At 58.7% G+C, this 20,791-nt stretch carries 27 protein-coding genes; 20 read left to right on the top strand and 7 right to left on the bottom strand.

Annotated elements, in window-relative coordinates; all coding sequences use genetic code 11:
- The first annotated feature begins 30 nt into the window (after window positions 1-30).
- The 4 genes from ACP39K_RS03115 to ACP39K_RS03100 are packed head-to-tail and all read left to right on the top strand — an operon-like array spanning window position 31 to window position 3,883.
- Window positions 31-987, top strand: coding sequence for an ABC transporter permease (locus ACP39K_RS03115; protein ID WP_004934604.1), 957 nt, complete (start codon window positions 31-33; stop codon window positions 985-987).
- A 4-nt stretch (window positions 988-991) separates the two neighbouring features.
- Window positions 992-1,939, top strand: coding sequence for an oligopeptide ABC transporter permease (gene opp4C, locus ACP39K_RS03110; RefSeq protein WP_497008289.1), 948 nt, complete (start codon window positions 992-994; stop codon window positions 1,937-1,939).
- Window positions 1,939-2,925: an ABC transporter ATP-binding protein gene (locus tag ACP39K_RS03105; RefSeq protein WP_497008378.1), complete on the top strand. Its 987-nt coding sequence runs from the start codon at window positions 1,939-1,941 to the stop codon at window positions 2,923-2,925. Before opp4C ends, ACP39K_RS03105 begins: the two co-directional genes overlap by 1 nt.
- Complete coding sequence (locus tag ACP39K_RS03100) at window positions 2,915-3,883, top strand: ABC transporter ATP-binding protein (RefSeq protein ID WP_048796591.1); 969 nt, start codon at window positions 2,915-2,917, stop codon at window positions 3,881-3,883. The genes ACP39K_RS03105 and ACP39K_RS03100 overlap by 11 nt, the downstream gene beginning before the upstream one ends.
- Before the next feature lie 2 nt (window positions 3,884-3,885).
- On the opposite strand, the gene ACP39K_RS03095 is transcribed toward ACP39K_RS03100, so the two are convergent.
- Entirely contained in the window at window positions 3,886-4,860 is a 975-nt protein-coding gene (locus ACP39K_RS03095) for an alpha/beta hydrolase (RefSeq protein ID WP_497008288.1), read from the bottom strand.
- A gap of 658 nt (window positions 4,861-5,518) precedes the next feature.
- On the opposite strand from ACP39K_RS03095, the gene ACP39K_RS03090 reads away from it, so the two are divergent.
- The 6 genes from ACP39K_RS03090 (at window position 5,519) to ompC (ending at window position 13,330) form a co-directional block, all read left to right on the top strand.
- Complete coding sequence (locus ACP39K_RS03090) at window positions 5,519-6,733, top strand: aspartate aminotransferase family protein (protein WP_015378175.1); 1,215 nt, start codon at window positions 5,519-5,521, stop codon at window positions 6,731-6,733.
- Window positions 6,734-6,785: 52 nt separating this feature from the next.
- Entirely contained in the window at window positions 6,786-7,820 is a 1,035-nt protein-coding gene (gene astA, locus ACP39K_RS03085) for an arginine N-succinyltransferase (RefSeq protein WP_004934585.1), read from the top strand.
- Window positions 7,820-9,292, top strand: coding sequence for a succinylglutamate-semialdehyde dehydrogenase (astD, locus tag ACP39K_RS03080; RefSeq protein ID WP_497008377.1), 1,473 nt, complete (start codon window positions 7,820-7,822; stop codon window positions 9,290-9,292). Before astA ends, astD begins: the two co-directional genes overlap by 1 nt.
- Window positions 9,293-9,344: 52 nt before the next feature.
- Window positions 9,345-10,685, top strand: coding sequence for an N-succinylarginine dihydrolase (astB, locus tag ACP39K_RS03075; RefSeq protein WP_049299161.1), 1,341 nt, complete (start codon window positions 9,345-9,347; stop codon window positions 10,683-10,685).
- A 10-nt stretch (window positions 10,686-10,695) separates the two neighbouring features.
- Window positions 10,696-11,679, top strand: a complete 984-nt coding sequence (gene astE, locus ACP39K_RS03070; protein WP_048796589.1) for a succinylglutamate desuccinylase — start codon at window positions 10,696-10,698, stop codon at window positions 11,677-11,679.
- A gap of 568 nt (window positions 11,680-12,247) precedes the next feature.
- On the top strand, window positions 12,248-13,330 hold the full coding sequence (gene ompC, locus ACP39K_RS03065) for a porin OmpC (RefSeq protein WP_016927387.1): 1,083 nt from the start codon (window positions 12,248-12,250) through the stop codon (window positions 13,328-13,330).
- An 82-nt stretch (window positions 13,331-13,412) separates the two neighbouring features.
- On the opposite strand, the gene ACP39K_RS03060 is transcribed toward ompC, so the two are convergent.
- Both ACP39K_RS03060 and ACP39K_RS03055 read right to left on the bottom strand, forming a co-directional pair.
- The gene (locus ACP39K_RS03060) at window positions 13,413-13,637 is read right to left on the bottom strand and encodes a biofilm development regulator YmgB/AriR family protein (RefSeq protein ID WP_497008287.1); all 225 of its coding nucleotides are present in this window, start codon (window positions 13,635-13,637) and stop codon (window positions 13,413-13,415) included.
- Window positions 13,638-13,760: 123 nt separating this feature from the next.
- Complete coding sequence (locus ACP39K_RS03055) at window positions 13,761-13,952, bottom strand: YdfD/YebW family protein (protein ID WP_004934567.1); 192 nt, start codon at window positions 13,950-13,952, stop codon at window positions 13,761-13,763.
- A 228-nt stretch (window positions 13,953-14,180) separates the two neighbouring features.
- Here ACP39K_RS03055 and lysM point away from each other — a divergent pair, with 228 nt between their 5' ends.
- The 5 genes from lysM to ACP39K_RS03030 all read left to right on the top strand — a co-directional run bounded on the left by lysM (window position 14,181) and on the right by ACP39K_RS03030 (window position 17,064).
- Complete coding sequence (lysM, locus tag ACP39K_RS03050; RefSeq protein WP_016927389.1) at window positions 14,181-14,627, top strand: peptidoglycan-binding protein LysM; 447 nt, start codon at window positions 14,181-14,183, stop codon at window positions 14,625-14,627.
- 265 nt (window positions 14,628-14,892) lie between these two features.
- Complete coding sequence (locus ACP39K_RS03045) at window positions 14,893-15,048, top strand: hypothetical protein (protein ID WP_016927390.1); 156 nt, start codon at window positions 14,893-14,895, stop codon at window positions 15,046-15,048.
- A gap of 23 nt (window positions 15,049-15,071) precedes the next feature.
- On the top strand, window positions 15,072-15,236 hold the full coding sequence (locus ACP39K_RS03040; protein ID WP_004934557.1) for a hypothetical protein: 165 nt from the start codon (window positions 15,072-15,074) through the stop codon (window positions 15,234-15,236).
- A gap of 105 nt (window positions 15,237-15,341) precedes the next feature.
- Complete coding sequence (locus tag ACP39K_RS03035) at window positions 15,342-16,283, top strand: pirin family protein (RefSeq protein WP_497008286.1); 942 nt, start codon at window positions 15,342-15,344, stop codon at window positions 16,281-16,283.
- A gap of 427 nt (window positions 16,284-16,710) precedes the next feature.
- Window positions 16,711-17,064 (top strand): DUF1304 domain-containing protein, encoded by a 354-nt coding sequence (locus ACP39K_RS03030; RefSeq protein ID WP_033640074.1) that lies wholly within the window; start codon window positions 16,711-16,713, stop codon window positions 17,062-17,064.
- Between the two features lie 21 nt (window positions 17,065-17,085).
- Here ACP39K_RS03030 and ACP39K_RS03025 read toward each other — a convergent pair whose 3' ends face one another.
- On the bottom strand, window positions 17,086-17,472 hold the full coding sequence (locus ACP39K_RS03025; protein WP_004927697.1) for a helix-turn-helix domain-containing protein: 387 nt from the start codon (window positions 17,470-17,472) through the stop codon (window positions 17,086-17,088).
- Window positions 17,473-17,918: 446 nt separating this feature from the next.
- Complete coding sequence (locus tag ACP39K_RS03020) at window positions 17,919-18,131, bottom strand: YccJ family protein (RefSeq protein ID WP_004927694.1); 213 nt, start codon at window positions 18,129-18,131, stop codon at window positions 17,919-17,921.
- Window positions 18,132-18,315: 184 nt separating this feature from the next.
- Here ACP39K_RS03020 and ACP39K_RS03015 point away from each other — a divergent pair, with 184 nt between their 5' ends.
- A complete protein-coding gene (locus tag ACP39K_RS03015; protein ID WP_004927692.1) occupies window positions 18,316-18,555 on the top strand; it encodes a DUF2766 family protein in 240 nt (79 codons plus the stop codon).
- Window positions 18,556-18,595: 40 nt separating this feature from the next.
- Here the strand turns inward: ACP39K_RS03015 and ACP39K_RS03010 are convergent, their stop codons facing one another.
- Window positions 18,596-18,829 (bottom strand): YobH family protein, encoded by a 234-nt coding sequence (locus ACP39K_RS03010; RefSeq protein ID WP_004927690.1) that lies wholly within the window; start codon window positions 18,827-18,829, stop codon window positions 18,596-18,598.
- A gap of 176 nt (window positions 18,830-19,005) precedes the next feature.
- On the opposite strand from ACP39K_RS03010, the gene mgrB reads away from it, so the two are divergent.
- Both mgrB and ACP39K_RS03000 read left to right on the top strand, forming a co-directional pair.
- Complete coding sequence (mgrB, locus tag ACP39K_RS03005) at window positions 19,006-19,149, top strand: PhoP/PhoQ regulatory lipoprotein MgrB (protein WP_016927395.1); 144 nt, start codon at window positions 19,006-19,008, stop codon at window positions 19,147-19,149.
- Between the two features lie 81 nt (window positions 19,150-19,230).
- Window positions 19,231-19,506, top strand: coding sequence for a YebO family protein (locus ACP39K_RS03000; RefSeq protein ID WP_497008285.1), 276 nt, complete (start codon window positions 19,231-19,233; stop codon window positions 19,504-19,506).
- 39 nt (window positions 19,507-19,545) lie between these two features.
- Here ACP39K_RS03000 and fos read toward each other — a convergent pair whose 3' ends face one another.
- A complete protein-coding gene (gene fos / locus ACP39K_RS02995; protein ID WP_015378164.1) occupies window positions 19,546-19,953 on the bottom strand; it encodes a fosfomycin resistance glutathione transferase in 408 nt (135 codons plus the stop codon).
- Window positions 19,954-20,123: 170 nt separating this feature from the next.
- On the opposite strand from fos, the gene ACP39K_RS02990 reads away from it, so the two are divergent.
- On the top strand, window positions 20,124-20,426 hold the full coding sequence (locus ACP39K_RS02990; RefSeq protein ID WP_016927397.1) for a phage protein NinX family protein: 303 nt from the start codon (window positions 20,124-20,126) through the stop codon (window positions 20,424-20,426).
- Window positions 20,427-20,500: 74 nt separating this feature from the next.
- On the top strand, window positions 20,501-20,737 hold the full coding sequence (locus ACP39K_RS02985; RefSeq protein ID WP_004927680.1) for a DUF4060 family protein: 237 nt from the start codon (window positions 20,501-20,503) through the stop codon (window positions 20,735-20,737).
- Window positions 20,738-20,791: the final 54 nt, after the last annotated feature.

Below are 20,791 nucleotides of genomic sequence, written 5' to 3'. Positions count from 1 at the left end.
CCATTCCGGGCGGCGGCGATGGAACCCGCGATGAGAAACTTTATCTTGCGCCGTCTGTTGCAGACTATCCCGATGCTGTTGTTGGCTTCCTTGCTGATTTTTTGCATTTTCGCCCTGGCGCCCGGCGACTTTATCGACGGCAACATCAACCTGACCGCGCAACGCGCCGCCGAGCTGCGGGCGCTGTACGGGCTGGATCAGCCGTTGTTCAGCCGCTATCTGCACTGGCTTGGCCGGCTGCTGCAGGGCGACCTCGGCTTTTCACTGCAGTACCAGATCCCTGTCAGCACGTTGCTGAACCAATACATCTGGAACTCGTTCCTGCTGGCGGCGGTGGCGATGGTGTTGTATTGGGGCATCGCGCTGGCGGTAGGGGTGATCTCGGCGATGAAACCCTATTCGCTGTTCGATCATCTGATCACCGTGGCGGTGTTCGCCGCCATGTCGTTTCCGACGTTCTTCCTGTGCCTGTTGCTGATCAAATGGTTCGCCGTCGATCTGCACTGGCTGCCGGCGGGCGGCATGCTGCGCACCGGCAGCGAGGCGAGCGGGCTGGCCTGGGCGCTGGAGGTGGCGGCGCACCTGCTGTTGCCGGTGCTGGCGCTGGTGATGCTGCAGGCCGGCAGCCTGACGCGCTATTTCCGCGCCAGCATGCTGGAGGTGATCCGCATGGACTATATTCGCACCGCGCGCGCCAAAGGGCTCAGGGAGAAAACGGTGATCCTCAAACACGCGCTGCGCAATGCGCTGTTGCCGATCATCACCCTGCTGGGGTTCGAGCTGCCGGGATTGTTCTCCGGCGCGCTGATCACCGAAAAAATCTTCAACTGGCCGGGCGCCGGACATATCCATATCGATTCGCTGGCGGCGCGTGATTACCCGGTATTGATGGGGTTCACGCTGTTTCTGGCCGCCTTGACCATTCTCGGCAATCTGCTGGCGGACATTCTGTACGCCTACGCCGATCCACGCATTCGCTTGAGGTAACACGATGTTGGCTACGTTGTTTTTCGGCCGCCGTCGCCGCTGGCGCCAGGCGCAACTGCCGGCGCTGGCGCAACTGTCGCCACCGCCCGCGGCGCAGGCCTGGCGACGGCTGCGCCGCCACCGGCCGGCGATGATTTCGCTGGCGTTGCTGGTGCTGTTGGCGTTGCTGTGCCTGATTGGGCCGTCGTTGTCGCCGTGGCGCGACGATGCCGGCGATGTGCTGAATATCAATCAGGCGCCCAGCGGCGCGCACTGGTTGGGCACCGACTTTCTCGGCCGCGATATCTGCACCCGGCTGCTGCTGGCGGGGCGGATATCGCTGACCATCGGCCTGGTGTCGATGCTGCTGTCGGTGACGCTGGGCTACGTGCTGGGGGCGCTTTCCGGTTATCTGGGCGGCGTGGCGGACCGGCTGATCATGCGCTTCGCCGATCTGCTGATGACCATTCCCGGCCTGCCGCTGTTGATCATCATGGGCGCGATGCTGACCGAACTCGACGTGTCGCCGGACTACCGCATCTACATGGTGATGATCATGCTGAGCCTGCTGGGCTGGCCGTCGCTGGCGCGGCTGGTGCGCGGCCAGATCCTGTCGCTGCGCGAGCGGGATTTCATGTTGGCCACCGAAGTGCTGGGGCTCTCCACCCGGCGGCGCCTCTTCGGCCATCTGTTGCCCAATACCGTGCCGATTTTGGTGGTGGTCGCCACCATGGCGGTGGCCAACGCCATCCTCAGCGAGTCGGCGTTGAGCTACCTTGGGCTGGGCGTGGTGCCGCCGACGCCGTCGTGGGGCAACATGATGGACGCCGCCAACAGCCTGATCGACTTTCAGCGCCGCCCTTGGCTGTGGATGCCGCCGGGGCTGGCGATCTTCGTCACCGTGGTGGCGATCAATATCTTGGGCGACGGCCTGCGGGACGCGCTCGATCCGAAAATGAGCGGGGTAAAATGATGAGTCAACCGCTGGTGGCGTTCGACCGACTGTCGGTGTCGTTTCAGGGCGAGCAGGGGCCGGTGCGGGCGGTGCAGCAGGTCAGCCTGGAACTGCAGGCCGGGCAAACGCTGGGGATCGTCGGCGAATCGGGCTGCGGCAAAAGCGTGACCGCCATGACGCTGATGGGGCTGTTGCCGCAGCCGCTGGCGCAGGTAGACGGCGGTGAGATTCGCTTTGAAGGGCAAAACCTGCTGTCGCTGCGGGCATCCAAGATGGCGGATCTGCGCGGCAACCGGCTGGCGATGATCTTTCAAGAGCCGATGAGCGCGCTTAATCCGGTGCTGACGCTCGGCGAACAACTGGTGGAGCCGCTGATCAGGCACTTGCTTCTGTCGCCGAAAGCGGCCTGGCGTCAGGCGGTGCAACGGCTGGAGGAGGTGGGGTTGGCGCGCGCGGAGGCGCTGATGCGCTGCTACCCGCACCAGCTTTCCGGCGGCATGCTGCAGCGCGTGATGATCGCCATGGCGATAGGGTGCCGGCCGGCGCTGCTGATCGCCGATGAACCGACCACGGCGCTCGACGTCACGGTACAGGCGCAAATCCTGGCGTTGCTGCGCGAGCAGAGCCGGCGACACAATATGGCGATGATCTTGATCACCCACGATCTTGGGGTGATCGCACAAATGGCGGATCGGCTGGCGGTGATGTACGCCGGGCGCGTCGTCGAGCAGGGCACGACGCGGGAAGTGCTGGCCGAACCGCGGCACCCTTATACTCAGGGGCTGATCGCCTCGCGGCCGGTGCCGGGACAGCGGCGTCGCCGTTTGTACTCCATTCCCGGCCAGGTGCCGGATCTGGCGCGGCTGCCTGAACACTGCGCGTTTGCCGAGCGCTGCGCGCAGGCCACCGCGCGCTGCCGCGATGGCATTCCGCCGCTGTACGGGACTCAGCAGCGCCAATCCGCCTGCTTCCTCAACGCCGGAGGGCGCCCGCATGTCGACTGAACCCTTGGTGGAAGTGAAAGGATTAAAGAAATATTTCCCGCTGCGCGACGGGCTGTTCGGGCGCACCACCGGCCAACTGAAGGCGGTGGACGACGTCAGCTTCAGCATCCGCAAGGGCCGCGTTTTCGGACTGGTGGGCGAGTCCGGCAGCGGCAAAACCACCGTCGGCCGCACGCTGCTCGGCCTGCACGATAAAACCGCCGGCGAGGTGCTGTTCAAAGGGCAGGCGCTGGATAGTCTCAACAAAGACGCGCTGCGCGCCCTGCGGCCGAAAATGCAGTTGGTGTTTCAGGATCCGTACAGCTCGCTGAACCCACGTCTGCGCGTGGGCGACGCCATCGGCGAAGCGCTGTTGCAGCACGGCCTGGCGAGCAAGGCGGAACTGCGCGAACGGGTGCTCGATACCCTGGCGATCTGCGGGCTGTCGCCGCAGCATTACGGGCGGTTTCCACATGAGTTTTCCGGCGGCCAGCGGCAGCGCATCGGCATCGCGCGCGCGCTGATCCTGCAACCGGAATTTATCGTCGCCGATGAACCGATATCGGCGCTCGACGTGTCGATCCAGGCGCAGATCATCAATCTGTTTTCCGATTTGCAGGAGCGGCAGGGGGTGACGCTGCTGTTTATTTCGCACGATCTCGGCGTGGTGGAGCATCTGTGCCAGGACGTGGCGGTGATGTATCTGGGGCAGATCGTCGAGAGCGCCGACCGCGATTCGCTGTTTCGCCAACCGCTGCATCCCTACACGCAGGCCTTGTTGGCGGCGGTGCCGACGTTGGATGTGCAACGTTCGCCGGCGTGGGCGGCCGGCGGCGAGCCGCCGAACCCCGCCAACCCGCCGCGCGGCTGCCGTTTCCATCCCCGCTGCCCGCTGGCCACGGCGCAATGCCGTGAACAGGCGCCGCATCTGCGCAGCGTGGCGCCCGGCCATCAGGTGGCTTGCCACGTGGTTGGCTAGCGTCAGGACAGATAGTGCTTCAATGCGCGCCCGGCCTGGTGTATCGCCGAATGCACCGCCGGGACGTGGGCGAGCGGATTCAACAGGCCGTAATCGTGGATCAGGCCGTTGTAGCGGGTGGCGGTGACCTCGACGCCGGCGGCGTCAAGCAGACGCGCGTAAGCTTCCCCTTCATCGCGCAACACGTCCAGCTCGGCGGTTTGCACCAGCGCCGGCGGCAAGCCCCGCAGCTGTTCCGACGTGGCGTTGAGCGGCGAGGCGTAGATGTTTTTGCGCTGCGCCTTATCGGGCGCATAGCTGTCCCAAAACCACTTCATCATGTTGCGGGTCAGGAAATGGCCTTCGGCGAACTGATGATAGGAATCGGTATCAAAATGGGCGTGCGTGACGGGCCACAGCAGGATCTGGCAACGCAGCGCCGGTATGCCTTTCTCTTTGGCCATCAGGCTGACCACCGCCGCCATATTGCCGCCGACGCTGTTGCCGACCACCGCCAGCCGTGACCCATCGACGTTGATTTTTTCGCCGTACTCGGCCACCCATTCCGTGGCGGCATAGGCCAGATTGATCGCCTGAGGGTAGTGCGCTTCCGGGGAACGGGGGTAGTTGACGAACACCGCCGCCGCGCCGGAGCTGTAAACCAGATCGCGCACCAGCCGTTCATGGGTGGGGAAATCGCCCAGCACCCAGCCGCCGCCGTGAAAGAACATGAATACCGGCAACGCCTCCTTGACCCTGGCCGGTCGCACCAGATGCAGCAGAATATCCTGGCCCTCAACGTGGATGGTTTTCTCGCTGATTTCCACCTCGCGCAGCGGCACCTCGACGCTGCGTTGCGCGCCCTCCAAAACCCTGCGCGCCTCTTTGGGCTTCATCTGCTCCATGGGTTTACCGCCGGCGGCATTCAGCGCGTCGAGAAACGCGCGGATGTCGTGTTGGGCGTGCGGCTGGCTGAGATCGACGGTTTTCTTGGGCATGGTGGCTCCTTGTGCGCAGAAGAGAAGGGGCGGTCAGGATCACAGTGTAGTCGCTGGCGTACAAAGCAGGAACCGTGGTCAACGCGGCTCCTTTTGCGCGAGCATAGCGGGTGGCGTCGCTGCCGCGTTGCACCATGCTGGCGCGCCGCCGCACCCGATGGGGGCAAAAAGTGTGATAGCGAGCAAATTGGGTGAAATTATTTTTGCGAGCCCGATCAGAAATCCTGAAGTTTTTCGTAATTGAATAGGATTTCGCACGCAATGATGATTTTAGGCCTTATTTTTTAATTTATGCATTACCAATGCATAGAAAATGAATAAATATTCATTATAAGCCGTTGTTTTAACGTAAAAAATAGCAAAATCCGGCAAAAATCCCGTTTTGGCACGATAGCTGCTCTACACTCTTTATCAAACGACATGTATTTTAACTGCTCGTTAACATTTACTCCCCGCTCAGGGACCGGATATACGCCATAAATAGTGAAAAACCGATTTTATGTAACAGATTTGTTTCTAAATCAGCGGTGAGGGGCAGCATTTTCTCCGCCGCGAAAGTCGGTTTTGAATAACGGTTTTTTTGCATCGTGGCGGTCTAACCGGGCTTGAGCGGCCCTTACAGTCAAAATTCAGCCTTTGCTGAGATTATGAGGTCACTATGGAACAGCCAATCGCAGTTACCCGCCAGTCTTTCGATGACTGGATGGTCCCGGTTTATGCCCCTGCCGATTTTATTCTGGTGCGTGGCGAAGGATCGCAGGTGTGGGATCAGCAGGGTAAGTCTTACATCGATTTCGCCGGCGGCATCGCGGTTAACGCGTTGGGCCATGCGCACCCGGCGGTCAAGGCGGCGCTGGTGGAGCAGGCGGGCAAACTGTGGCATCTGGGCAATGGTTATACCAACGAACCGGTACTGCGTCTGGCCAAAAAACTGATCGACGCCACGTTCGCCGACAAGGTGTTTTTCTGTAATTCGGGTGCAGAAGCCAACGAAGCGGCGCTGAAACTGGCGCGCAAGCATGCGCACGACCAACACGGCGCCGGTAAAGATCAGATTGTGGCGTTCAACAACGCGTTCCACGGCCGTACGCTGTTCACCGTTTCCGCCGGCGGCCAGCCGAAATATTCGCAGGATTTTGCGCCGCTGCCGGGCGGCATCACCCATACGCCGTATAACGATCTGGCCGCAGCGGCCGAGCTTATCAACGATCGCACCTGCGCGGTGATCGTCGAGCCGATCCAGGGCGAGGGCGGCGTGCTGCCGGCGGAGGCCAGTTTCCTGCAGGGGCTGCGTGAACTGTGCGATCGCCATAACGCGCTGCTGATCTTCGACGAAGTGCAGACCGGCGTCGGCCGCACCGGCCACCTGTATGCCTACATGCAGTACGGCGTGGTGCCGGACGTGCTGACGACCGCCAAAGCGCTGGGCGGCGGCTTCCCGATCGGCGCGATGCTGACCACCGATGCGCTGGCGAAAACGCTGGGCGTCGGCACCCACGGCACCACCTACGGCGGCAACCCGCTGGCGACGGCGGTGGCGGGGGAAGTGTTCTCCATCATCAACACGCCGGAAGTGCTGGAAGGCGTCAAGCAACGTCACCAGTGGTTCATCGACGGGTTGAACGACATCAACCGCCAGTACCCGATCTTCGCCGAGATCCGCGGGGGCGGTTTGCTGATCGGCTGCCAATTGAAGAAAGATTATGCCGGCAAAGCGAAGCAGATCACCCAACTGGCCAACGAAGAAGGCGTTATCGCGCTGATCGCCGGCCCGGACGTGGTGCGTTTCACGCCGTCGCTGATCATCCCTGAGCAGGATGTGAAAGAGGGGCTGGCGCGATTCGCGCGCGCCGTGGCGCGCATTTGCAGCTAATCAGCGGGCTGCGCCTTCACCGGCGCAGCCTGATTCAGAAGAGGTTCGCATTATGATGATTATTCGCCCTATAGAGCGTCGCGATCTGGCGGATTTACTGACGCTTGCCGGTAAATCCGGCATCGGTCTCACTTCACTGCCGCAGAATGAAGATACCTTGTCGGCACGCATTGAGCGGGCGTTAAAAACCTGGCAAGGCGAACTTCCGCAAAGTGACCAGTGTTATTTGTTCGTGTTGGAAGACAGCGAGCGCCGGCAGGCGGTGGGGGTCTGCGCGATCGAAGTGGCCGTCGGCCTGGCGGAACCCTGGTACAGCTTCCGCGTCGGCACGCAGGTGCACGCTTCCAAACAGCTGAACGTCTATAAATCGGTGCCGACGCTGTTCCTCAGCAACGACCATACCGGGCATTCGGAACTGTGCACGCTGTTCCTCGATCCGGATTATCGCCACGGCGAGAACGGCAAACTGCTGTCGAAGGTGCGTTTCCTGTTTATCGCCGCGTTCCGTGAACGCTTCTCCCGCCGTCTGATCGCCGAGATGCGCGGTTTCTCCGATGAAAACGGCCGTTCGCCGTTCTGGGAGAGCGTCGGCCACCGTTTCTTCTCCATCGAGTTCGCCAAGGCGGACTACCTGAGCGGCACCGGGCAAAAGGCGTTTATCGCCGAGCTGATGCCGAAACACCCGTTGTATGTCGATTTCCTGGCCGAAGATGCGCAGAAAGTGATTGGCGAAGTGCACCCGCAAACCCTGCCGGCGCGCCGGTTGCTGGAGGCGGAAGGCCTGAGCTATCAGGGCTACGTCGATATCTTCGACGGCGGTCCGACGCTGGAAGCGGAGATCGACCATATCCGCGCGGTCAAGCAGAGCCGCCTGGTGAAAGTGGTGCTGGATGACACGCCGATGCGCGCCGATGCGCCGGTGCATCTGGTGGCCAACGACAACTATCAGAATTACCGCGCACTGTTGGTCAATGCCGATCTGTATGACGACCGCCTGCATATCAACGCCGCCACCGCTGCGGCGCTGGGCGTCGAACAGGGCAGCCCGGTGCGGGTGCTCCCCCTTATTGCACAGGAGAAAGCATGATGTCCCATCCTGCTCTGTTGATTAACGGCGTCTGGCGGCAGGGCCGCGGCGCCGAGTTCGGCAAGGCCGATCCGGTCGGCAACCAGCCGCTGTGGCGCGCTAACGCCGCCGACGCCGACGACGTCGCCGCCGCCTGCGAAGCCGCGCGCGCCGCGTTCCCCGCTTGGGCGCGCACGCCGTTCGAGCAGCGCGAACAGCTGGTGAAACGCTTCGCCGCCTTGCTGGAAGAACACAAGCAGTCGCTGGCGGAAACCATCAGCCGCGAGACAGGCAAGCCGCGTTGGGAAACGCTGACTGAAATTCAGGCGATGATCGGCAAAGTGGGCATTTCGCTGCAGGCCTATCAGACGCGCACCGGTTTTAGCCAGACGGCGATGGCCGACGGCGCTTCGGTGCTGCGCCACCGTCCGCACGGCGTGCTGGCGGTGTTTGGGCCTTACAATTTCCCCGGCCATCTGCCGAACGGCCATATCGTGCCGGCGCTGTTGGCCGGTAACTGCGTGGTATTCAAACCGAGCGAGCTGACGCCGTTGACCGCCGAGGAGACCCTGAAACTGTGGCTGCGGGCCGGTCTGCCGGACGGGGTGATCAATCTGGTGCAAGGCGGCCGCGAAACCGGCGAAGCGTTGGCGGCCAGTGCGGATATCGACGGTCTGCTGTTCACCGGCAGCGCCGGCACCGGCTATCACCTGCATCGCCAATTGGCGGGGCAGCCGGAGAAGATCCTGGCGCTGGAGATGGGCGGCAACAATGCGCTGATCGTCGACGGCTTCGAGGATCGGGACGCGGCGGTCAACCTGGCTATCCAGTCGGCGTTTATCTCCGCCGGCCAACGCTGCACCTGTTCGCGTCGCATTCTGGTGAAGCAAGGGGCGGAAGGCGACGCATTTATCGCGCGTTTGGTTCAGGTGGCGGGCGAACTGCGCGTCGGCCGTTGGGATGCCGAACCGCAGCCTTTCATGGGCGGGGTGGTGTCGGCGGCCGCGGCGGAAAACATGCTGAAAGCGCAGCAACGCTTGCTGGCGCTGGGCGGCAAATCGCTGCTGAGCATGCGTTTGCTGGAGCCGGGCAGTTCGCTGCTCAGCCCGGGCATCGTCGATCTGACCGGCGTGGCCGGCGTACCGGACGAAGAGTATTTCGGGCCGTTGACCACCATCGTGCGTTATCGCGATTTTGACGAGGCGCTGCAGCTCGTCAACCGGACGCGCTACGGCCTGTCGGTGGGGCTGGTATCGCCGCAGCGCGAGCTGTTCGAGCGGCTGTTGCTGGAAGCGCGCGCCGGCATCGTCAACTGGAACAAGCCGCTGACCGGGGCCTCCAGCGCGGCGCCGTTCGGTGGCGTGGGGGCCTCCGGCAACCATCGCCCAAGCGCCTTCTATGCGGCGGACTATTGCGCCTGGCCGATGGCTTCGCTGGAAAGCGAAAGCCTGTCGCTGCCGGCCACGCTCTCGCCGGGCTTGTCGTTCCGTTAATCGTCTGCGGCGGCGCGATGGCGCTGCCGCACGCTATCCCCAGGGGATAAACATGTCAGGATATGAAGTCAATTTCGACGGTTTGGTGGGGCCGACGCACCACTATGCCGGGCTGTCGTTCGGCAACGAGGCGTCAACGCTGCATCAAAACAGCGTATCGAACCCGAAGCTGGCGGCGAAACAAGGTTTGCTGAAAATGAAGGCGCTGGCCGATCTCGGTTTCCAGCAAGGGGTCTTGCCGCCGCAGGAGCGGCCGCATTTGCCGATGCTGCGGCGCCTGGGTTTCAGCGGCAGCGATGAGGCGGTGCTGGCGCAGGCGATGCGTCAGTCGCCGCGCTTGCTGTCGGCGCTCAGCTCGGCGTCGTGCATGTGGACCGCCAATGCGGCCACCGTGTCGCCTTCGGCGGACAGCGCCGACGGCAAGGTGCACTTCACCGCCGCCAACCTGAACAACAAATTCCACCGCGCCATCGAAGCGGAAACCACCACCGCCGTATTGCGGGCGATGTTCAGCGACGATCGGCATTTCGCCCACCACGAGGCGCTGCCGCAGGTGGCGTTGTTCGGCGACGAAGGGGCGGCCAACCATAACCGTTTGGGCGGTGATTACGCCAAGCGCAGCGTGCAGGTGTTCGTCTATGGTCGTCAGGAATTCGGCGGCGAAACGGCGCCGGCGCGTTATCCGGCGCGCCAGACGCGCGAAGCCGGCGAGGCGATCGCTCGCCTGCACCAGTTGGATGAACAGCATACGGTCTTCGTGCAGCAAAACCCGGCGGTGATCGATCAGGGCGTGTTCCATAACGACGTGATTGCGGTCAGCAACCAGAACGTGCTGTTCCATCATCAGCAGGCGTTCTACCGCCAGCAACAGGCGTTGGATGAAGTGCGCCGCAAGATGGCGACGCTGGACAGCGAGCTGGTGGCGATCGAAGTGCCGACAGAGCGCGTCTCGGTAGCGGACGCGGTGGCGACCTATCTGTTCAACAGCCAAATTCTTACCAAACCGAACGGCAAGATGATGATCGTCGTGCCGGAGGAATCGCGTCAGCACGCCGGCGTGTGGCGTTACCTCAACGACATGGTCGGCAGCGGCGGCCCGATCGATGAAATCCGCGTGTTCGACCTGCGTGAAAGCATGCGCAACGGCGGCGGCCCTGCCTGCCTGCGGTTGCGGGTGGCGCTCAACGAACAAGAGCTGAGAGCGGTCAATCCGCGCGTGATGATGAACGATCGGCTGTTCGCAACGTTAAACGAGTGGGTCGATCGTCATTACCGCGACCGCCTGACGCAGGATGACCTGGCCGATCCGCTGCTGCTGCGCGAAGGGCGCGAGGCGCTGGATGCGTTGACGTCGATCCTCGGTCTCGGCGCCATTTATCCGTTCCAACGCTAAGGGAGGCTGCATGATCGATCTACTGCCCCTGACGCTGGAAGGGAACGAACCCGTCGAATGGCAAGGTGAAACACCGCAGCTGCGGTGGCGCTGGCAGGGGGAAGGGGTGCTGGAGCTTACGCCACGACAGCCTTACCGCCAGGCGATGGTGATGTCGGCGGGCGTGCACGGCAATGAAACCGCGCCGATTGAGCTGCTCAATCAGCTGGTCGGCGATCTCCTTGCCGGCCGGTTGCCGCTGACGGCGCGACTGTTGGTGGTGTTGGGCAACCCGGCGGCGATGCGGGCCGGCAAGCGTTATCTGCACAGCGATATGAACCGCATGTTCGGCGGCCGCTACCGCAACTTCGCCGCCAGCGGCGAAACCGTGCGCGCGCAACAGTTGGAGCGTGCGCTCGCCGCCTTTTTCGATGGGGAGCAGGCGGCGCGTTTCCATTACGATTTGCACACCGCCATCCGCGAATCGCGTTTGCCGCGTTTCGGTATTCTGCCCTTTCAGAAACGCCCGTACAGTGAGCCGATGTTGAAGCTGCTGGATGCCGCCGATCTGGATGCGTTGGTGGTACACAGTGCGCCGGGCGGGACGTTTAGCCATTACTCCAGCGAACATCTCAATGCGGCGAGCTGTACGCTCGAGCTGGGCAAGGCGCGGCCGTTCGGCAGCAACGATCTGCAGCAGTTCGCCGCCATCGATCGCGCTCTGCGGGCGGCGGTCAGCGAAGGGGCGCTGCCGGCGCGTGCGGGCGCCGAGATTCGGGTTTTCCGTGTGATGCACTCGTTGATCAAGCACAGCGAAGATTTCAAACTGCATCTGGACGATGACACGGCCAACTTCACTGAGCTGGAACCGGGTATGTTGCTGTGCGAGCAGCCGCAGGAGGACTATCGCGTCGGCCAGGAGGGGGCGTGGATACTGTTCCCTAACCCCAGCGTGGCGTTGGGCCTGCGTGCCGGCATGTTGTTGAGCGAAGTTTCCCGCTCTACGCTGTATTGATTTATCCACGGTGGCGCCGTCAGCGCGCCGCCGTTATTCCTTTCATTATTTTAATCTGCTATTTCCCGCTATTTTTATTCCCGTAAGGCGAGTTTTATTCGTCACGAATCCGTGTCTTTATGCGAATGAATAGAAGGCAGTGTCAGATCGTTATCTGAAAGCCTTAATTGCCTGGTGAGTTTGTTAAGATAAAAATGTGAAATAAGTAACGTTTTTAATAACCATGCTAATTTTGTTGTTACTTTTGAATCGCGCAGAAAGCACGCAAAACGAAACTGAATTGCACCATAATGGTGCATTGCACCGTTTTGGTTATAACTTATGTGATAAAAAATTCTTATATTCAATGAGTTGAGTGATTTCTTTTTTGTAATATTTGGTTACACATAAACATGCTTTCTCCTCGTTGTTTCATGAACTTTTTGATTTTAAGTTTTGATTCATGATGCTAATGTCACATCACCCCAGCATTAGGGGATCTCATAAAATACCAAAAGATAAAATCACAGCCCAAATTATAAATTGGGCGTGACGGGCAGGGTTCTAATTATAATATCTAGGAAAATAAATGATGAAACGCAGTGTATTAGCCTTAGCTGTCGCCCTCGGGGCGATCACCTCCTTTGCCAACGCGGCTGAAATCTACAATAAGGATGGCAATAAACTCGACCTGTACGGCCGCGTTAACGCCAAGCATTATTTCAGCGACAGTAAGTCCAACGACGGTGATATGACCTATGTTCGCCTGGGCTTCAAAGGCGAAACGCAAATCAATGACCAGTTGACCGGCTACGGCCAGTGGGAATACAACGTCCAGGCCAATCACGACGAAGCGCAGGGCACCGCTGGCACCAAAACGCGTCTGGGCTTCGCGGGGCTGAAATTCGGCAACTACGGTTCTTTCGACTACGGCCGTAACTACGGCGTGGTGTATGACGCCGAGGCATACACCGACATGCTGCCGGAATTCGGCGGCGACTCCTATAGCTATACGGATAACTTTATGACCGCCCGTTCCAACGGTTTGGCCACCTACCGCAACCGTGATTTCTTCGGTTTGGTGGAAGGCCTGAACCTGGCGGTGCAGTATCAGGGTAAAAACGACGGTGACGGCCGCAGCGTGACCAAGCAAAACGGCGACGGTTACGGCCTGTCTCTGGACTATCAGGACATCGGCGGCACCGGCATCGGCGTAGCGGCGGCGTTCTCTGATTCCAACCGCACCAGCAAGCAAAAAGAGCTGCAGTATGGCAAGGGTGACAGCGCCACCGCCTGGACCACCGCAGTGAAATACGACGCCAACCAGGTTTACCTGGCCGCGATGTATGCCGAAACCCGTAACATGACGCCGATCAGCGTCAACGGCACTTCCGGCTTCGCCAATAAAACGCAAAACTTCGAAGTGGTGGCTCAGTATCAATTCGAGAACGGCCTGCGTCCTTCCGTGGCTTACGTGCAGTCCAAAGGCAAGGATATCGAAGGGATCGGTGATGCCGACCTGGTGAAATACGTGGAAGTGGGGGCGACTTACTACTTCAACAAAAATATGTACACCTACGTCGATTATCAAATCAACCAGCTGAGCGACGATAACAAACTGAAACTGGCCAACGATGATATCGTTGCCGTCAGCCTGACGTATCGTTTCTAATTCTGCAATTTCATTACCTTCATCCTGTGTCGGGATTGGTAATCAGGCAGGGCGCAAGCCCTGCCTTTGTTTTATCGGGAGCTCAGCCTTTAGGCGCCAACCCGACCAGCTCAATGGCGGAACGCAGCGCGGCGAAACGTTGCTGATCCTGCTCCCGCTCTATTTCGGTCACCAGCTGTGAAAGAATATTGCCGCCGGATACCTTTTTATGGTTTTTGATTAACTGCAACACTGCGTCGCCTAACGCCAGGCTGACGTCGCGCAGCAGAGTTTCATGTTGCTCGTTGGAATGAGCCGATGCTGGCATGACCTTTCTCTGTCTCTCTCTTCTTCGGGAGCCGCAATTTAGCAAAACAGCGGCCTTATGCCTCGGAGGAAGACGAAGTTTCCGATGAAATCAGAAATTCCTCAGCATCGCGCGGGGAGGAGGTTAAAAATCGGAATATTCGCTGGCTGGCAACCAGAAGCCGTCGATAAACTCTTCCATGGGATAACAGCCGGCGTGTCGCAAGTTCTGTTCCTTCATCGCGACCAGGCATTGCGGCTCGTCGCGCAATATATCGACCACCATTTCACTGCAGCCGCCATCCAGATAACAGACAAACATCACCAATGCGTACATCGTTGCACGCCTCCTTCGTCGAGTTGCCTTGTCTGCAACAGTGTAGGTAGAAAAGCGCGATTTTTCAGCATCATTGCGCGATTAATCGCCATGGAAACGCCGCTGACGACACTTTCGGAATACTCTACCCGTTTCTGACGCCGTAAGCGGATGGCATATCCTTTTGTCGATGCTAAGCTTAACAAGCCTTACTTAAACGCATTACTGCAACCATCAAAAGGAGTGAATATGGGCTTGTTTAACTTCGTCAAAGAAGCGGGCGAAAAACTGTGGGATACAGTCACCGGCAATGCCTCCGCCGAAGATCAAAGCGCCAAACTCAAGGAACATCTCGATAAGAGCGGCCTGCCGGGCACCGACAAAGTTGATGTGCAGGTGGTCGATGGTAAAGCCGTAGTGACCGGCGACGCCGTCAGCCAGGAGTTAAAAGAGAAGATCCTGGTGGCTATCGGCAACGTGGCGGGGATCAGCGGCGTGGAAGACAAGGTGGCGGTAGCGCAATCCGACGCCGAGAGCCGCTTCTATACCGTGAAGAAGGGCGATACGCTGAGCGCGATCTCTAAAGAGATGTACGGCAACGCCAATCTGTACAACAAGATTTTCGAAGCCAACAAGCCGATGCTGTCGAGCCCGGACAAGATTTATCCGGGGCAGGTGTTGCGTATCCCGCAATAACGCATCGCTCTACCCAGGCCCGGTTATGTACCGGGCTTTTTTTTGTCCTCTGCAATAGGCGTCTCTTATTTTCCTGCGATCTCCATTCCAGTTACATCTCCCCTGTGTACTTGCTCGCTCGCCGGCGGGCGCGGTGTTGACCCTGATGGGGAAAATTGATAGCGTCATCCCCCGGTTGAGGCCGGAGCGACCAAGTCAGCGACGTTGGCGCCTTATTCTGAGGGGATGTTTTGCCCCGTCAAACAGCAATGCAGCAGTTGAACGAGTGAAAACCGATTTAGTGAAACAACAGCGTAACGCCTCAACGGATAAAAATTATCGAGAAACCTTGGGTGATGCGCAATTTGCGATCGTCGTGTTGGCGGTGGCGTCCTGCTCACTGATTATCTTTACGCTGGCGGTCACGCTGTGGGTGACCTGACGCGATTAACTAGGGGAGATAAAATGGAGCCTAATCTCCATGATGAAACCAAACTGCTGGCGATCATCGGCCTGTTGGTGTCCGTGCTGCTGGTGGTATCAATTCTCTTTGGCGTGACCTATTTCTCCGATCTCAGGCACGCGCATGACGATATAGACATCAAGAGCTGCTATATCAAAGCACCCTGAACCGCGCGGACGTGCCTGCACGTCGTCGCTCTGCGGGGGAGCTGTCCTGTGTTAAGCTTGGGCGGTTACCCTTGGCGAATCGGCGCCATTCAGGAGGTCTTTGCGATGAGTCAGCCACGTCCTACGCTCTCTTCACCTTCACGCGAGTGCCCCGTCGTTGACGGCGTGCGCCAGATACAACGTATTGCCGTGCGTAACGCCGAAGTGGGGGGCATTCCGATCAACCGTGCGTTGCCAACCCGGGAGCGGCGCACCGTCGGCGCCTGGTGTTTTCTCGATCACGCCGGGCCGACGGTGTTCAACGGCACTTCGCCCGGCATGGATGTGGGGCCGCATCCGCACACCGGGCTGCAAACGTTCACTTGGATGATAGAGGGGGAGGTGCTGCACCGAGACAGCCTCGGCAGTGAGCAGGTGATTCGCCCGGGGCAGGTTAACCTGATGACCGCGGGGCACGGCATTGCGCATACGGAACAGTCGGTGGGCGAGCAGCGGCGGTTGCATGCTGCGCAATTATGGATCGCGCTGCCGGCCGAACATGCCGACATGGCGCCACGCTTCGATCATTATCCTGACTTGCCGCAATGGCAGAGTAACGGCGTGAATCATCGTTTGTTGGTCGGGGAATTTGGCGCTTATCGTTCACCGGTGTTTACTCTTTCGCCATTAATCGCCATTGATCTGGAATGGGAAGAAGCGGCAAGAATCGAATTGCCGTTGCGCGATGATTATGAAATCGGCTTTTTGCCCCTTATTGGTGCATTTGAACTTAATGGTGAAATCTTTTCACCTGATGAATTCGCCTATTTGGGCATGAAGAATAACTCTATTGGGTTAAATGCACAGAAGGGGAGCCGGGGATTACTTATCGGTGGGGCGCCATTAAACGAAGAGATCCTTATCTGGTGGAATTTCGTTGGCCATACCAAGGCTGAAATTACTCGGGCTCAGCATGATTGGGAACAAGGCGCGCCGCGTTTCCCGACGGTTAGCGGTTATTCTGGTGAGCGCATGACCGCACCACGCCTGCCTTGGAACGATGTTTGATAGCGTTAGGATATAATCGCCGCGATTATTCGGCTTATTTCGCTCTAATAAGGCGTAATTAATGTGATCGCGGCTCCAGCTTTACGACAATATAAGGGTTCTCGGCGGAAAAGTGATCTGGCGCATATAACGACAGGGAGAAGAAGTTTAGGATAATCCTCAGGAAGTCAGGTTGTCTCCCGTTAGTCAGATGTCAGTGAGGTCATTATGAGCCAGGTACTTTATCGTGCAAGATTGTCCCATGTCGTGGTTGCCACGGCGCTGTTTTGGGTCTCTGTCGCGGCATTGTTGGTCGCCGTATTAAACTAACCTCAAAAAATGACTCCTGCATAAACCCGCTTCGGCGGGTTTTTTTATCTCCGCCGATAGGGTGGTGAGCGAAGGAGTTTATAATTGATGACATCTTCAATAAACGACTGGAACCACCATGAAGTTCTTTGCCGATATTTTGCTGCTGCTCATCGCAGCGCTCCATCTTTATATCCTGGTGTTGGAAATGTTCCTGTGGCGTACGCCACTCGGCAGGCGCGCATTCGGCACAACGGCGGAGTTCGCCGCAGCCACGCGGGTGTTGGCCGCCAATCAGGGGCTGTACAACGGCTTTCTGGCCTTGGGGTTGGCATGGAGCTACTGGCGTGAGGATATGGCACTGCAGCTGTTCTTTCTCGGGTGTGTGCTGGCGGCCGGGGTGTTCGGCGGGTTGAGCGCCAGCCGCAAAATTCTGTGGGTGCAGGCGCTGCCGGCCGCGATCGCGATGCTGGCGGTCTGGGGGGCGCGTTAACCCGCCGATTTGCGGCGGGCTTCAGGCGGATTTTTGGTGAATGACGTGCAGCGGCGGATCGATGTGCAGATCAACGCTCAAATCCTGGCGGAAATCATAGGGTGTGATATTAAAACGCTTTCTGAACATGTAGGTGAAGTGGGACTGAGAACCGAAGCCAAAGTCCAGGGCGATGTCGAAGATCGACGCTTCACTGCTGCGCAGTTGATAGACCGCGCCGGCCAGACGGCGTTCGCGAATGTATTTACCGAGCGAAATCCCTGTCGCTTCTTTGAACAGCTTCTGCATGTGCCACAGCGAGTAGCCGGAGTACTCGGCCAGCTCTTCGAGATGGATCACTCGTCCGAGGTGAGTTTCGACCCATTTGCTGAGGGCGCAGACCAACGAGAGGTGGTGTTCTTGTATCATCAGTGCGTCAGTGTGAGACCTACATAGCGGTGAAGTATACACAACTTGCCGCCGTGGACAAAAATGCCGCCGGTGACGGGGGGCAATTATTCGGAAAAACCGTTTGACCGCTGCTTGTCAGCCGAAAGGAAAAACGGCTAATCTGGGACTGTCGCCGCCGCGGTGGGGGACGCAAAGAAAGCCGCAGCAAGAACCGCCAAAACAGAGTCAGCCGTAACAACTCAACGTTGATGGGGTGATCGCATGTTAATGACAGTGATTATTACTCTGGTTGTAATCGTGGGCGTCGGCGCTTTTATGGCGACGCCGGTGATGAGCATGAAAAATGCGGAAGGTGTGGGAGGTGAAGAACCGTGAGAGCAAGAAGACAGGCACGCCGCTGAGCGGGGCGAGCGCTAATCGGGAAAGCCTGGGTCAGAAACCCGGGCTTTTTGTTGCGTAACCGCTCAAACGTTTTTCCGCTCGACGGTTTCCTCTCCCCAATAAAGCTGGTCGGCGGTGGTTTTGGCAAAGGCCTTCTCCAGCGCCTCATCACTGCCTTCTTCCCAGATTTTCTGCGCCAACACTTCATCGTTCCCTGCCAGCTCAAAAATGGCTTCGGCGATTTCCACCGAAGTTTCACGCACTGTCGCCCAGGATTTCACATTGTGATTCGCCATAACTTTCTCCTGTTGGTTGTGGCTTGCGGGTGGTTTTTACCACCGCCATGCAGCAAGTATAGGCCAATCCGCCGCAGGCTTTTGCCCGCCGGTGCGCAGAATGGGGAAAAAGACGGGGAGAGCGGGCAATGGCGCGGACGCCATGCTATTCTGTGCGGCGTTTGAATCAAGAAGGAAATTTATTATGTCTGACATGCTGAGCAACGAGCAGGAACTGGCTTCCGATCTGGTCGCTTGCCAACTGGTCATCAAACAGATTCTGGACGTTATCGACGTGATTGCGCCGACCGAAGTGCGCGACAAGATGGCGGGTCAGCTCAAAAGCATCGATTTCTCCACGCATCCTGCCGGCGCCGATCCGGTGACCCGCCGAGCGATTGACAAGGCGATTGCGCTGATCGAGATGAAGTTTACCCGCAACTGAGGCGGGGCCGCCGCAGAGCGGCGGCGTCGGGCGGTGGCGGTTAATCCACCACCGTTTCGATTTTCTTGAACAGCGGGCAGTCGGCTACGCCGATGAAACCGTTGTCGCCATTCACGTACTGGGCGATCGCCACGTTGCGCGCCGTCAGGTATTTGCACTGCAATCCCAACCCGCCAACGTTTTTGTTGCTGCCGATCAGCACGCCGTAGCCCGAGATCAAAAAGCCGCCGTAAATGACCGCCAACACCAATACCCACTTAATCAATTTGCTCATCGTATTTCCTCGTTATCCCTGAGGGTTCATCTAGCCACGGCGCCTATGCGAGGGCAAGGGTAACAGTCTGAAAACCGGGCGATAGCCAGAAATCTAAACGGAAAGTTAAACTTCGTTTAACTTCGCTGTGATAACATGCGCGATAGATTACCAAGATAACAATGAGGCTGCTAAATTTGTTGCGAAAAAAAATCCTCGTGATAATGACGGCCGTCGCTGCCTGCCTGTTTTTCTACCTGCTGGCGCTGGACAGCTATTGCGACGATGGTGGAAATTTTGCGTTGGGCATCTGTTCGGTGACCCGCTTCGTGCCCTGGTAAGCAATTTTTGGCAGGGATGTTCGCACGGCCGCCGCGAGTGTTAAGATGGCGGCCTGAATTTCGCAGTAGATAGGGTTGTCCATGTACGATTTAGGTTTTGGCCAGAACGGCCTGTTGTCGCTGGCCCTCGCCGCCGTGGCGTTGCTGGCCGGGCTGTGGGTCTGGTTCCTGGTGAACCGCGCCAGCGTGCGCGCCAACGAGCAGATTCGCCTGCTGCAGGAGATTGCCGAGCAACAACGCCAGCAAACGGCGCTGTTGAAGCGTATGGCGCACCGCCCCGGCGCAGACGGCGCCGCTGCTGCTGACGACGATCTCAACCCCGCGCTGGATTTCAAAGGTTTCATCCCCGAACGTTGAGCATGATGCCCCGGCCGACGGCTGCGTCGCCGGGGCGCCTCAGTAAAACACCATGCCCTGATACGGCTTTTCCCGGCATGCCGCCAGGCGGCTGGCCAAATCGCCGGCATGGATCTCCAATTGATGCCCATCGGGATCGAGAAAATAGAGTGATTCGCCTTCGCTGCGATTGCTTTTCCACTCTTCGACGCCGGCCTGGCGCAACCGCTCGCTGACCTGCTCAATGTGTTCCGGCGCAACGCTGAAGGCGTAATGGGTGTAATCGCGCTCGCGTTGTTGCATGCGCGTTTCATCCAGCGACAGGCATAGCCACAACGGCCCTAACGAAAGATAGGCGCCGCCTTGCCAGCGGGCGTGCGGGATAAATCCCAACAGATGACGATAAAAATCGAAGCTGCGATCGAGATTGCTGACGGCGAGCGTCAGATGGTTAAGGCCTGTCAACATACATGCGTTCTCTGGGCGCTGAACAGGGCGAAAAGTTTACGCAGGCGCTAAGGAAAGATAAAGGGGACAAAGCATTAGTAGAGATAATGTGAAAACCGGCGGCGCTGTCATAAAACTGTCGTACAGACATCGTAATGTAGCGCGAACCTTACGAAAGATGGATGAAGCCGATGATTAAATGGTACGAAGAAAGCGATGCCGAAGTGAACCGCAGCATTGCGCTGCTGACCGGAGAGAACCCGGACAAGTGGTATCCCTACGGTGGTGTGAAAGGTAAAGATTACTGCAAGAATCCCTCCGATGCCTGGCCGATCATTTGCGCCAACAAAATCAGTCTGAACCCCGACAACCAAAGCGACAGCCCGCAGTGGCAGGCGCGCATGAGCACTCAGGGCGGTGAATGGCAGGCGGACAGCGCCAGCCCGCTGCGCGCGGCGATGATCTGCTTCCTGATGAGCCGACAGGTTAACTGAGTCGAACAATACCGGTGATTGGTAAGAGTTTCTCCTTTTTCTAATAACAGAGCTGTCGTTGGCGGAGGCTGTTTATGAAGCGCATTATCAAAGGTGATAAAAACTTGTCTCATCTGGTGATTGCCCATGCGGCGATCGATCGCCATGCCGAAAGCTTCGGCCAGCGCCGTCAGGGCTGGCCCTCGACCTACCTGATAAAATATCAAAACGATCGCGTGGCGGTGGAAGTGGTCACGCGTAGCCAATCTTATGTCGCCACGCTGATGATCGGCGCGCGCAATCTGACCAAACTGTGCGGTATGCCTGGCTGAACGCTGCCGTTATCCGCTTTCTCGCGGTAAAAAAATCGCGCTCCGGCCTGCCGT

The organism is Serratia sp. EC4, assembly GCF_059652115.1.
This window is presented reverse-complemented; position numbering and strand designations above follow the sequence as displayed.